The 12955-nt window shown below is 41.0% G+C and carries 9 protein-coding genes, 1 tRNA gene and 1 pseudogene; 6 read left to right on the forward strand and 5 right to left on the reverse strand.

What is annotated here, in order from left to right; genetic code table 11:
- Positions 1-9: 9 nt before the first annotated feature.
- Positions 10-1173, reverse strand: coding sequence for a S8 family serine peptidase (locus tag PK654_RS01800; protein ID WP_271697365.1), 1164 nt, complete (start codon positions 1171-1173; stop codon positions 10-12).
- 740 nt (positions 1174-1913) lie between these two features.
- Between PK654_RS01800 and PK654_RS01805 the strand changes: the two genes are divergently transcribed.
- Positions 1914-1998, forward strand: a tRNA-Leu gene (locus PK654_RS01805).
- A gap of 64 nt (positions 1999-2062) precedes the next feature.
- Here the strand turns inward: PK654_RS01805 and PK654_RS01810 are convergent.
- The gene (locus PK654_RS01810) at positions 2063-2869 is read right to left on the reverse strand and encodes a hypothetical protein (protein ID WP_271697366.1); all 807 of its coding nucleotides are present in this window, start codon (positions 2867-2869) and stop codon (positions 2063-2065) included.
- Between the two features lie 701 nt (positions 2870-3570).
- Here PK654_RS01810 and PK654_RS01815 point away from each other — a divergent pair.
- Together PK654_RS01815 and PK654_RS01820 are read left to right on the forward strand one after the other, a co-directional pair.
- Entirely contained in the window at positions 3571-4581 is a 1011-nt protein-coding gene (locus tag PK654_RS01815; RefSeq protein WP_271697368.1) for a plasmid recombination protein, read from the forward strand.
- A complete protein-coding gene (locus PK654_RS01820; protein WP_271697370.1) occupies positions 4556-4783 on the forward strand; it encodes a hypothetical protein in 228 nt (75 codons plus the stop codon). Before PK654_RS01815 ends, PK654_RS01820 begins: the two co-directional genes overlap by 26 nt.
- 86 nt (positions 4784-4869) lie before the next feature.
- Here PK654_RS01820 and PK654_RS01825 read toward each other — a convergent pair whose 3' ends face one another.
- Positions 4870-6594, reverse strand: a complete 1725-nt coding sequence (locus PK654_RS01825; protein ID WP_271697372.1) for a DNA methyltransferase — start codon at positions 6592-6594, stop codon at positions 4870-4872.
- Positions 6595-6783: 189 nt separating this feature from the next.
- On the opposite strand from PK654_RS01825, the gene PK654_RS01830 reads away from it, so the two are divergent.
- Positions 6784-7524, forward strand: a complete 741-nt coding sequence (locus PK654_RS01830) for a helix-turn-helix domain-containing protein (RefSeq protein ID WP_271697374.1) — start codon at positions 6784-6786, stop codon at positions 7522-7524.
- A gap of 64 nt (positions 7525-7588) precedes the next feature.
- Here the strand turns inward: PK654_RS01830 and PK654_RS01835 are convergent, their stop codons facing one another.
- Positions 7589-8758 carry a site-specific integrase gene (locus tag PK654_RS01835; RefSeq protein WP_271697375.1) on the reverse strand — a complete coding sequence of 390 codons (1170 nt, stop codon included), beginning with the start codon at positions 8756-8758 and terminating at the stop codon, positions 7589-7591.
- A 793-nt stretch (positions 8759-9551) separates the two neighbouring features.
- On the opposite strand from PK654_RS01835, the pseudogene PK654_RS01840 reads away from it, so the two are divergent.
- Both PK654_RS01840 and PK654_RS01845 read left to right on the forward strand, forming a co-directional pair.
- Positions 9552-11085 (forward strand): annotated as a pseudogene (locus PK654_RS01840) (IS3 family transposase).
- A complete protein-coding gene (locus PK654_RS01845) occupies positions 11082-11390 on the forward strand; it encodes a hypothetical protein (RefSeq protein ID WP_271697376.1) in 309 nt (102 codons plus the stop codon). Before PK654_RS01840 ends, PK654_RS01845 begins: the two are co-directional and overlap by 4 nt.
- A 137-nt stretch (positions 11391-11527) precedes the next feature.
- Here the strand turns inward: PK654_RS01845 and PK654_RS01850 are convergent, their stop codons facing one another.
- Positions 11528-12793 carry a RidA family protein gene (locus tag PK654_RS01850; RefSeq protein ID WP_271697377.1) on the reverse strand — a complete coding sequence of 422 codons (1266 nt, stop codon included), beginning with the start codon at positions 12791-12793 and terminating at the stop codon, positions 11528-11530.
- Positions 12794-12955: the final 162 nt, after the last annotated feature.

A 12955-nucleotide genomic window follows, 5' to 3' on the forward strand; every position in this document is an offset into this window, starting at 1 on the left:
TCTACTGAACTATTTGGATATGATGGAGTAGTTTTCTCCCTTATAGGGTGAAGTGCCACTACTTTGTGGAGAGCCATCAGTAACCATTAATACTCCGCAAGCGTGCGGTGCCGCCATAGAAGTACCGTTCTTGCTGGTTGTACCGCCCCCCTTTCTCAGGGAAAGAATATTTACTCCCGGGGCAGCGTAATCGACCGGAGGCATACCATAGTTAGAGAAAGTGGCGAATGAATCATCGCTTGCCGTTGCAGCAATAGTCCAGATATTTGTGCCCTCAGCACTGGCCGGAGAGACATTGCTTGCATGTTGTGATTCATTACCGGCAGCCAGAGAGACATAGATGTCTTTATCTGGAACATTCGCCAACGCTATGACAGCATCGTTAAGTGCTTTGCTATAGCTGCCACCCAGACTCATATTGGCACAGTCTCCGTGAAGTGCATTGGCTGCCACGTAATCAATTCCGGCAATTACGCCAGAGGTACTGCCTGAGCCTCTCCGGTTAAGTACTTTAACCGGCACAACCGTAGCTCCGGCAGCGACGCCGACAACATCGATATCATTGTTTATAGCCGCAATGGTTCCGGCTACATGAGTACCATGGCCATGACCATCATCAAATGAACTGTCCTTACCGGTAAATGCGCTAAAGCCAAGTTGAGGGTCAACGTTAAGATCCTGATGATCCATATCTATACCAGTATCAATTACCCAGGCTTTAGTACTTCGGCTACTAAAGTCTTCCATTCCGCCAACTCGATCGATTCCCCAAGGGGTAGTTTGTGCTGCTGGTGGATCTTCTTTATCACCGCCACCGCCTCTTCCCGGAGGTGGGCCGGGAAACAGAACCATCATAGAGTCAGGCTCAAAGCTGACAATGTCCTGTTCTGAGGCGAACTTATCTTTCGCTTGATTACAGGGTATGTTTACTGCAAAGCCTTTAATAGAGTGTTTGAAAATGTGTTTGGCTTTAGCGTCGGCTGCTGTTGCCAGGCCCCTTGCTCTTCCCTCAACATCGAACTTAGATATTGAATCATCAAACCGGACAATACAGGTATTCTGGATATCAAACAGAAGCTTGCTCTGCTGATGTTCAGAGTTTGATGCCTGAGTAGAGTAAACCGCAATAAGAGGGCTGCAGGCAAGCAGTGTAGATAAGAGAGAGTACCTCATAACAAATCCTTCCGTAGGTGAAATGATGAGTCTGTGAATTATTCCGTATACACTTATTGAGTATAGTGTAAATAAGGAGGGTAAAGGGAGATATCCTGAAAGAAGAAAAGGTATGGTTGCAATATATACCGTTTTTGTTATGTGTGAGTTATTACGTCGCTTAGCTCGGCATTTTATAACGGCATATACAACTTTTTTAGCATGCAGGGTTTAAATTTTAATAAATCCATGTGATACTCCTGAAGCTAACCAACTAATTTTAATGTGTTTTATTTGGTTATTTGAGGAACTATTCTTGTTTACCTCAGTCAAAGATAGAAACTGAAACCGTTTTGCTGTATTGCCTTAACCTTGTTTTCAATTTTGCGTATGGGGATACTCTTTTTTGAATGCTTATAGGGCAATGCAGCACCCAATAGAAAAGGCGATACCGGAATGGGTATCGCCTTTTTTACTTGGTTTGAGTTTTGGCCGGATATTTAAACTGCCTGGTATGGTGATTTTATCAACAACCAACTCACATCTAAGGATTTATCGCTTGCGCGCCTTAACATCATACGTATAATGCTTCTCACATTAAGGGTTTAGCCCAAGATGCCGGTGTGGTGAAATTGGTATACACGACGGATTCAAAACTCAACGTGTTTAACCTGATTTTTACCATAACCCATTGTAAATAAAGCAAAATTTAAACTAAAAAACATTGAATATTCTTTTATAGTGTTTTATAGTTTAAAAATGCCTGCGTGATGGAATTGGTAGACATGAGGGATTCAAAATCCCTTTCCTTCGGGAGTGGCGGTTCAAGTCCGCCCGCAGGTACCATATTCAAAAAAAGCCCACTCGAAAGAGTGGGCTTTTTTGTATCAATGTGTTTAATCATCTTTTTCTATTTTTCACGCCAATGGCGAACGACCTTGTTTGGTACGCTATCCCATTGTTGATCGAAATACCTGAAGTATGTATTGGTGGCAACATCTACAACTACAGGCGTCCATTCGTAATCATATTGAGAGGGCTTCTTCTTGGAGACTACCTCTTCGATCTTTACCTTTATTAACTCTAGGTTGAAGCCGACCAGCGCTTCGTATGTATATAGTGTAAAGTTCTGATGATACCTACGCCTCATGTCTCCAGTCGCCCCTTTTTTCACATAATGTATCTCTGTATGGGTTGGTTTGAATAAGTAGCCTGCTCTGAATCCTTGAGTGCCAAAATCTTTGAGATACTGCTCTTGAGCACTAGTATCCGAGTCAATAAGGTTAGGTTCTATTGTGTAAGTATCTGATTTCAAGAAGTAGGAGATATTGATTTTCTGTTTAGTTTGATGGCAAAAGCCTTTGCGAACTTCGCAAGGAACAGAATTAGGACGGACTTGTCTGCCTTTCTTGTGCCATTGATGATACGTCAACTTGATTTCACATTGATCATGATAATAGTAACGTTTCCCTCTTCGGAGTAGGGGAATGGGCTTTACATCGGGGTATGGGTGGACTGCGGATTCAGAACACACTTTCAATGTTTGATCATACGTGAAAAACAGCCCTTTCCTCCCTTTTAATTTGATACCGATTTCTGCTAAAGCAGGATATCGTTTGAATTTATCTAGCCATTGCTTTGCTGTTAGCAAGTCTTGGAATTTTGTTTCCATTGCCAATGTTTGAGTTAACGCACTATTTTCGTTGAATATTTTCATTGCTTGTCTCTACTAATTATTGTTGACTTGCAATTATGTTAATTGAAAATATTGACTATTTACCATACAAAGAAATGGATATTTTGTGTATTTCATGGATCTTTTTTGAATTAAACTAAATAAGGTTAATTTTTATAACTTTAGTGTGTTGCTTTCGTAGAAAGCAACACACTTACCAGCTTGCGGAGCAAGCTGAAGAAAGCGATGTGTATCTGGGGTGGCTTGTGGAACCTATCATCCTATGAAATGAAGGGTAAGAGATGAGGTATTAGAGATAATAGAAGACTATTTTACCTATATGTATAAGTAATAAGTTAGTGTTGTTTATGGTTTTTGTCAAGCTTTATTTTTATTAACTTGTTGTTTTTTAAAGTATAATTAAAAATAAATATTTGTCAGATTCTAAACCGAATTAGATTTCTTATGCATAGTAACCGACTATGCTTATCTCCTCGTACCTCGTATGATAAGCGTCGGCGGGGACTTCATCCCCTGTCCCCTGACAAATTTTTCACACGCATTTTCAATGCGTTAGATAAAAATTTTCTTGTATAATAAATAATAATTTAAATTTAAACTATTTTTCTTTTAAATCATGGTGTTATAATTAATTAAGTTAAATTATAAGCACTATGTCTGGATATCAATTTATACATATAGAAACTTACGCTAAAGTTTCTACCAAAAATGGTAAACCTTCGATGCAAAGCATTGTTAATGAAGCAATGAGAGTTGAAGGTTATTGTCGCCATGTTTTTCGACCTAAAACGCCTGAGATCTTATATGGTCTTGATCCTCGCCAATTACCAGCTTTAGCGTTGGAACGTGCATCAAAAACTAAAGATCAGCTAGGGCGCAGCATAAGAAGTGACGCACCGCTTTTGTTAAGTGGGGTCATTAGTGTGCCAACTGACTCGGATGTTGATTTTAAAAAATTTCTCTCTTTGTCATTGACATACCTTAAACGCACGTATGGTAAAAACTTGGAATCCGTAATTCTACACCTTGACGAAGTACACCCTCATTTACACTATTACGCGATCCCCTCAGTGATTAATGACCGTTTCTCAATGGCTGAAATTCATTCAGGAATTAAAGCGAGGAATGAGTGCAAAGATCAAAGCTATTCAAAGAAAGCTAACGCTTACAAGAAAGCTATGAGGCAATTTCAAGATGACTTTTACACACAAGTTGGCTCTAAAATTGGTATGACAAGGCTTGGCCCCAAAATACAACGGTTGACCCGCAAAGAATGGAAAGCTCAGCAGGCTCAAGCAGAAGCTCTTTCTGTCGAGCTTTCAAAACTAAGAACTCAGCAGAGAAAATACAATCAAGCTAAAAAATCGGTTGAGGCAAGTGAGCGTCGAATCAAGCAACGAGAAACTGAGCTAACAGTTATCGAGAAAACCTCTTTCTTTCAGAATAAAGATAAACGGAAGAACGCTTATTTAAGAAAACGTCTTGCTCAAGCGGAAGAGTTGCTAGCGAAGAGTGATCAACATACAGACAGCTTGGAGGCCAAAAATTCAAGCTTTGTACAAGAGTTGAAGACGATAAGAAAAGATAACAAAAGTTATCAACGAAGATTTGAGGCGATGGCGCACAAGCTGTTACTCAAAGATGAATATATTCTCAAATTAAAACAACAACGTAGAGATAATAACTATGAAAAAACAAATTCTACATATGCAACAAGTCATTACGGCTGTTAAAAAACTAGCACCCGTCAACCAACGCGAGTACATAACCCTTATCTGGGCTATTGTTGAACATACCGCTATTCAGTCTCTTAAGGGTAGAGAAGAGCAAAATTCAATTTTAATGGACATTCGTGAGTACGTTGATTTGCTCAATCAGAAGTATCCAATAGAACAGGATACAGAACGACAGTGTGAGAACAGCCGCTTACTTTAGAGTTACTAAAAAGTTGACCCTGCTGTAAGCAGGGTCAGGTATCGTTTATTCACCACTGCAAGTGGTGGTGAGTCTGGCGAACAACATTATTCTTTGGTTAGTTTGCCTGTATCAGGATCAATGCTGTAGCCTTTCTCATGTATTATCTGGGTGATATCGCTTAAGTCAATTTCGGCAATAGTGACACCCTCATACATGGCTGTACGCAAAATATCTAAGTATATATGGCTGGCGGTCAGCTCTTCATTGAAAGAAATATTCTGCATCGTTTTCTTGATAATTTCTATGCTTTCATTCCGAAGTTCATAGTCTATTGGCAAGCTGTCATCGCACTTCTGAACGGTAACAATAAGATCAAGTGTGACTACTTTTTCTGTTCCAGAATTTAGACCTTTAACACTACGTTGCCCTTTATCCAGAATGGTTATGTCTACAGGTTTATCTGTAAATCCAGCATCGCGAAGAGCTTGTTGAACTACTGCCCAAATAGAGCCTTGGCTGTTTCCAAATACTACTGATAAATGCCCTTTATTTTTTAGGACTCGACGAGCCTCCTTAAAAGCACCAGTTAGAATGCTTTGATAATGCTCTTTGCTTTTCGCCTTTTCTTTGCCTGTAGTACGCATTACTGCTTCAGAGGTGTTGTCGGTATATTCACCTAGCCAAGCTTCGTGAAATAGGTTCATATCAGCGTAAAAAATGTTTGACCCAAAAGGGGGATCAGTAAACACAAGGTCAACAGAGTTGTCACGAAGGTGAGTCAGGTTGTCTGCTGAAGCTGTAACGTACTCTTGTTGTACTTCAGGTGAGTTACTTCTTTGATAATCAGTTATTTGGCGATCTGCCTTTATCAGAGCGTTGATTTTTCGCTCGATCAACTCATATACATTCCACTCGTAGAACACTGGAGCAATATAGTAGTTTTGGATTGCCGCATTAAGTGGTGCTTTCTTGCTCCACTGATAACGTTTAGATGCCCTTGGAAGAATTGCAGTAAACGCAAACTTTAATTTTTGCTTTAGCTGTGCATCGTTAATCAGTTCAAAGCGCTGCCAAAGGTCATGCAATACGATGGCGTTCCGATGTGAGAAAAACTTGTGCGTTGATGTTAAGTTCCACTTTTTTAGTGCAGAACGTTTATACATCTCTCGGTCTTCAGGTATCTCTACACTCGGAAAGTACTCAAAGATATCTGACTGCTCAGCTTTCGCTATTTTCTCATAGTCAAACTTGGAAAGAGGCTGTTCAATTTGCTTTCCAGCAGTCCCTTTCATTGACACGACTACAGGCTCGTCTCTTAAAAACTTCGCTCCCTTTTTAACAAATGTCTCATCACATGAAGGGCACTTGAGCTTCTTGGAGTCCCAGTTACAATCACGAAGCGCGTTGTAGTAGTTAATCTCATTTTTACAATGTCCACATTCATAGACAAAAGACCAAATGGTTTTGCCGAATGTTATTTTTGAGTCGTCTTCTCCTCGGATCGTATTGTAATAATGGCCTACGGCTGCTTTACTTTCATTCAGTATTCTAAGAGCTTCAGCTTCAAATTCATGAGGGGAGACATCACTAAGGTAACCTGTGCCTATATGCTTTCCTAAACGTGATATATCACTGACTACAGCGTTTCTACCAGTCATTTTGGCAGCTACCGCTGTCATGCCAGAACCCGCAAAGATATCTACAACCATGTCACCTGGTTGGGTGTATTCCTCTATGAATGGGACGATAGCCATAACAGGCACTTTTGTTAGGTAACTATGTCCGTTATAGATTGAATCTGAACGGCCTACTTTCAAGATATCTTGCATAGTCTTTGAATTTTCTCATTGGCAAAAAATATAAGCTTCTGAGTATACGACAATGGTGGTGCTTTAACTAGAGTGAGGTGAATCCCAATAAGACACGATTGACTGGTCATACCAGACATGTTTGTCGTGTTATCGCAGTGCTTATGCAAATAGTTTGATTGCTGAATTTGCAAAAGGCATGAGATAGAAATGAACAAAAATGAACTAATGTGGCAGTTGGCTAATAATGTTAGGTGTTTGAGAGAGAAACAAGGTTGGACTCAAGAGGAGTTAGCAGAAAGAGCTAATATTCATGTTCGCCAAATCAGTCGAATTGAAAATGCTTCTAACGAAACTAGTCTCGATCTCCTTTGTGCTCTCGCTTATGTATTTGGCCTTGCTCCTAGTAAGTTATACGAAAAGTTATTTTTTCAAACAAAGATAGAGTGGCTAAATCACATTTTTCCAAATATAAGAGCTATGGAACATTTGGCGAAAGAGGAAGGGATCAAGGATATCTTTCAGGATAATGGAGGTAAGTTACTCCAAGTTCTTTTGGTCACGGGATTAAAAGACTTACCAGGAAGAGAAGGAAACGATGCTATAGACTGTTATGGCAATGAGTACGAATTGAAATCACTAAATGTCAACCTAGTGAAAGGTTTTTCCACTCATCATCATATGAATCCCCAGATAATTGAGAAGTATCGAAAAGTAAGCTGGGTATTTGCGGTCTATAGAGACATTGAACTTCAAGAAATTTGGTTACTTACCCCTCGTGAATTAGAGTTCTACTATGATAAATGGACGACAAAGTGGTATGCGGAAGGTGGTAAGGACATTAACAACCCTAAGATCCCTTTGAAGTATGTTCGTGAACACGGGAAGTTGGTGTATCAGCAACCTATGAATGGGGATTTGTTATTCTCAGATATTACGCGCTTCTTATAGTTTTTTGGGCTTGAATCATCAAGTGTACTAATTCAAGCCTTACCTAAAGATTGAGCAGTATTTACTAAATTAGCTCATCTGATCTATCAATTGTTTCCATATCGTCGTAATACTTCTGGATCATTTCGACACTAGTTCCGCAATTGCGTGCGAGAAGGTGAATATTAACACCTTCTCTTAGCTTTCTAGTAATGTACGTGTGACGACAGCTATAGAGTGTGTAAAACTCTTTGGTAGCGTCAATTTTTTTAAAGACACATAGTTGCTTGAAAGTCTTGTCATCGAAAGTTTTTTCGTGGTCGACGGGATCTCTAAAGATATATGAATCTAGTTTTATTCGTTTAAGAGATGACACTTCATTCTTGAGATAATACTTATTTGCGATCGTCAAGATGATGCTGGTCGCTTCAGAGGACAATGGAACTCTTCTCTGAGATGTAATTGACGTGCTGTGCACTTTCCCTGCGGTTACTGCAATATGATAGAAAACCTGAGTCTTTGAGCGATCTTTCATCAAGTCTGAAAACTTAAGATTAAATAGTTCTTCTCCCGTTCGTATGCCCGTCTCAAGCATGAACTTCATGCCATAATACATAAGTTCCCGATAACGTTTAGATATTTGCTTGGAAGGTTTTAGTATGAACTGCTCGTAGTCTTCAAAGAGAACTGCAAGGTGACTGGGTTTGAATGCTCTTCTGGCCTCTTGACGGTTGACTTCCACATCACTAGGAATTTCAGGAAGCTCATAACTGCATATAAGTGACTGTCTTTGTGCATAACTAAAGAGTTGCTTAAAAGCTCCTCTGCGAACATTCAGTTGAGTTCTGGATTTAGCTTTTGTTAAAACCTCATCAATATGCTTGAGTTCAAGTTGTTTAATCTTCAAATGACCGAGTAATGGAGAAATTTCGTCAGATAAAATTCTGGCATGATCATGATATTTTGAAGACTTTTTGCCTGTTGCTGCATGCTTGTCCTCAAAAAAAGCGGAGAGATCTTTACAGAGTGTTTTAATCAAATCTTTAGTAGAAGGCTGGAAAATAGTTGGATCAATGTTTTGCTCATAAGAGAAGTAATAACCCCAAGCTTTCTTAGTCGCCTCTGGTAAATCTGAAGTTTTGAGAGACTTTCTAAAGTCACCACCTTTGACATTTAGATATACGTAATAGTTCTTGGATGCTTTCTGTTTGTAGATAGCTAAACCATCACCAAGCTTGTGATATTCATAAGCCATTTTTATAGTTTCCTTTATAGCTTGTGATTTTTGGTGGTAAGTTTATGTATAATAATGAAATTTTTCAAGCTCGATGAATTCAAAATCCGTTGCCTTCGGGCGTGGCGGTTCAAGTCCGCCCACCGGTACCATACATAGAAAGGTCGCTTTATAGCGGCCTTTCGTCGTTTTAGGGGTAATACACGTTGCCTTCGGGGGGGCGACAGGGGTGCCTGTCAAATCATTCCGTCCACTGGTATTTATAGTGCTCAATAAAGTTTAGGTGCTGTTTCTGAATTCTCAGCTTTAGCAAGTGGCAGCCCATAATTAAATTGATGCACCTTTCTTAGTTACAGTAACTAATTAGTTAGCTTTATAGAAAGTATATACAAGGGAGCGAGTAGAAAGCAGCAGGAGGAACTGATAGGTACACATGAAAGGTATTAGACTATACCTGAGGATATTTATTTGTACCTAAATAGTTGATTTTTGGATGATTTCACGAATATGAAAAATCAGTGTAGAGACTGAGTTCAATCTAACTATAAGATTTTTATAAATTTTACTTTATGATCTATATGGTTAGTCAGATGAACAGAAAAATTTTCCTAATTGCTCTTATTAGTGTTATTACAGCTTGTGCGAGCGACCCTGATGATATAGATGCAGCCTACGTCTCTCCTCTTAAATATCGCGATTATGATTGCGAACAACTAGCCTTAGAAATGGACTATGTTGGCCAGAGGACCCCCCTCTGGCAGGATAGTTGTCACTGTTAAAATTTAACCAGTTAGGGGCGGTAACAGAGTAAAGAATGGCTCGTTATTCCCAAGAAAGAAGAGAAGCAGTACTGAAGAAGTTGTTACCTCCGTACTCCCGGTCAGTGGCAGAAGTGGCGCTCGAAGAAGGAATTCATGAAGCAACCCTGTACAATTGGCGAAAACAACTCAGAGAATCAGGAACCGTTGTGCCAAACAGTAATACTTCTTCCGAGCAGTGGTCAGCTCAAACTAAATTGGCCGTTGTGGCAGAAACTTATTCCATGACAGAGAACGAACTAAGCCAGTACTGTCGTGAGAAAGGACTTTATCCCGAGCAGATTAAAGAGTGGCGCGGTGAGTGTATGCAAGGCTTCATGTCCAGTAAGGAACGAGAAGCCCAAGCGAAGAAACAAGCCAAAGAAGATAAAAGAGAAATCAAAGAGTTAAAGAAAGAACTCCGCCATAAGAAAAAGCCTTAGCTGAAACTGCCGCCTTGCTGGTGCTGAGAAAAAAGCTGAGAGCCTTTTACGGGGAAGAACCAGAGGACGATTAACCTCGACCTATGAAAGGCAAAGCCTGATCACACTTATACACGAGGCTCGCCAAAGCGGCTGTAGGTTGGAAAACGCATGTCACGAAGTTGAGATAGATCTCCGAACTTACCGCCGCTGGTATCAAGATGGAGAGGTTCAGGAAGATCAACGGCCGATAGCTCCGCGACCAGTGCCAGTTAACAAGCTCACAGAGCTAGAACGACAAGCCATCATCGATGTGAGCAACAACGCAGAGTACGCAAGTCTGCCACCGACTCAGATTGTACCAACGTTACTGGACAAAGGTGACTATATAGCTTCAGAGTCGAGCTTCTATCGCGTACTGAAAGCAGCAGGACAACTTAACCGCAGAGGACGCCAGCGTAGTCGACAAAAGGCATCTAGGCCAACGAGCTACACCGCAACAGCTCCTAATCAGGTTTTTACTTGGGATATTACCTATCTCCCGTCAGGTGTCCGCGGGCAATATTATTATCTGTATGTGATAGAAGACATCTACAGCAGAAAAATCGTAGGTTACGAGGTGCATGAACGTGAATGCGGAGAGCTGGCTTCGCAGTTATTACAACGTACGCTGATGCGTGAACAGTGCTTCAACCAGCCTCTGGTTCTGCACTCAGATAACGGTGGACCGATGAAGTCGTTTACGTTAAAAGCGAAAATGGAAGAGCTGGGGATCACACCTTCTTATAGCCGTCCAAGAGTCAGTGATGATAATCCTTATGTGGAATCGCTGTTCCGTACGCTTAAGTATGTGCCAAGCTGGCCGTCTGGCGGTTTTAATAGTCTTGAAGCAAGCCGTGTGTGGGTAGAGACCTTCGCTAACTGGTACAACACGGAACATAAGCACAGCCGATTAAACTATGTGACCCCATCGGAGCGTCACAACGGTAAAGATATGGAAATCTTGAAGCATCGTGAAAGAGTGTTGATGGAACACCGAAGGCAAAAGCCAGAACGCTGGTCACGGAATATCAGGAACTGTGAACCGATCGGAGAAGTTCATCTGAACCCAGAAAAAGAAGTTGCTTGAAAACTAAGCAAATAGTGACAACTATCTTGAAAAACGCCGGGACTGCTAAGCTATATCAAAAGCTTGATAGTGAGCATTCAAAGGATAGCTGGCAAATGGGTGTTGGTCTGGTATTGCTATGGCCAACACTTTTCTTTTTAGAAGGTGGTGATGGCCCGGAAGCTTCTGAATATGCTCAGTTAAAAGGTGAGTACAAGGCTTTACACGATAATGCCATTATTAAAAAGTGCAGTATTGAAACGAAATCACCAGAAGAAATCATTAAAAAGAAATCAGAGGGAGATAAAGAGGATAGTAAAGTTTAAGTTCATCTTCTTTCTCTTTTGGTGGGATGGTTGCCAACTCGCGATTTACCTTACAAAACTTAAACAAAAAAACAGCTTCAGCCAACCGGATAGGTAGAGTTAACTGAAGCTGTTTGCTATTTATCTACTGGTGTTGATTAGTGCTGAGGAAGAGTACCTTCACCGTTAGATACAATCGCATCCATCTGTACTGCTGCATCCATTGGGATAACAGAAACACCGATAACAGTTCTTGCCGGCAGGTCACCTTCGAAGAAGCTCTTATACACTTCGTTTACCGCATCAAGGTCAGCCACATCTTTAAGCTGGATGTTTACCTTAACAATATCGTCCATAACGTGGCTTACGCTTTCAACGATGGCTTTGATGTTCTCAAGGCACTGTTTTGCCTGCTCTTTAACGCCGCCAGATACCACTTCACCAGACTTAACATCCACAGGAAGCTGTGCAGAGATGTTGTTGTAGTGAGAGAAAGCCACTGTCTGAGTAGATAGTTTGCTTACAGGTGCTTTATCTGTGTTGTTAGGACGGATTACGATGTTATGTCTGTCTTCAACAGCTTGTGGTGGTGTGCCGTCGCCGTGAGAAACAGTGGCATCGATTTGTACACGTGCATCCATTGGCAGGCCTTCAGCAACAACCACAGAGCGAGCCGGCATATAGCCAACAGTTCTTGCAATTGAAGAGTCAGGGAAGAAAGTGGTGTAAGCTTCGTTTACTGCATCAACATCAGCAAGGTCACGAACGTGGATGTTGATTTTAACGATGTCATCAAACGGAACGTCAACGCCTTCCATGATGGATTTGATGTTTTTCAGGCACTGAGCCGTTTGCTCTTTAACGCCGCCAACTACTACGCTACCAGTTTTCGGATCAACAGGTAGCTGAGCTGAGATATGGTTGTAGTGAGAGAAAGCAACAGTTTGAGTAGACAGCTTGCTCTGTGGTGCTGCGTCAGTGTTTCGAACCAGCTTAACCAGATCACATGGATCCTGAGAAGGGGTACCTTCGCCGTTAGAGATAACTGCGTCCATCTGAACCAGTGCACCATCCAGAGGAAGGGCTGCAACCGCCAGTGTAGTGCGGGTTGGCTGATAGCTCTGGAAGAAACCAGCATAAACCTGATCGACAGCGTCGATGTCCATGATGTTTTTCAGGTAAACATTTACACGTACAACGTCGTACATGCCGTGGCCGATGCTCTCAACGATAGCTTTGATGTTTTCCAGACACTGTGCTGCCTGCTCTTTCACACCACCTTCAACTAACTGGCCGCTTCTTGCGTCAACCGGTAGCTGAGCTGAAATGTTGTTATAGTGAGAAAAAGCCACTGTCTGAGTTGAAGCAGGGCAAATTGGTGCATCTTCGGTATTTCTTGATACTTTAATGATATCGCTACTCATAACGATAGCTCTCCTGTTTGGTGTAGTGTTTCACGCAGTTATATAATTTTATTACTGAAGAAGTATTAGCTGACGTAATTAATATAATCCGGCAGGCCAATATTAAATAATCTAAGAGGGTCACAAATATAAACAGGTTTTTAAAATAAGACAAATAATGCT

It is taken from the genome of Vibrio sp. SCSIO 43137, from assembly GCF_028201475.1.
In the GTDB taxonomy this organism is placed as follows: domain Bacteria; phylum Pseudomonadota; class Gammaproteobacteria; order Enterobacterales; family Vibrionaceae; genus Vibrio.

What these genes read in the sequence shown, in the direction of transcription:
- PK654_RS01800 (WP_271697365.1), bottom strand. Translation starts at nt 1,173, where the DNA reads ATGAGGTACTCTCTCTTATCTACACTGCTTGCCTGCAGCCCTCTTATT.
- PK654_RS01810 (WP_271697366.1), bottom strand. Translation starts at nt 2,869, where the DNA reads ATGAAAATATTCAACGAAAATAGTGCGTTAACTCAAACATTGGCAATG.
- PK654_RS01815 (WP_271697368.1), top strand. Translation starts at nt 3,571, where the DNA reads ATGCAAAGCATTGTTAATGAAGCAATGAGAGTTGAAGGTTATTGTCGC.
- PK654_RS01820 (WP_271697370.1), top strand. Translation starts at nt 4,556, where the DNA reads ATGCAACAAGTCATTACGGCTGTTAAAAAACTAGCACCCGTCAACCAA.
- PK654_RS01825 (WP_271697372.1), bottom strand. Translation starts at nt 6,594, where the DNA reads ATGCAAGATATCTTGAAAGTAGGCCGTTCAGATTCAATCTATAACGGA.
- PK654_RS01830 (WP_271697374.1), top strand. Translation starts at nt 6,784, where the DNA reads ATGAACAAAAATGAACTAATGTGGCAGTTGGCTAATAATGTTAGGTGT.
- PK654_RS01835 (WP_271697375.1), bottom strand. Translation starts at nt 8,758, where the DNA reads ATGGCTTATGAATATCACAAGCTTGGTGATGGTTTAGCTATCTACAAA.
- PK654_RS01850 (WP_271697377.1), bottom strand. Translation starts at nt 12,793, where the DNA reads ATGAGTAGCGATATCATTAAAGTATCAAGAAATACCGAAGATGCACCA.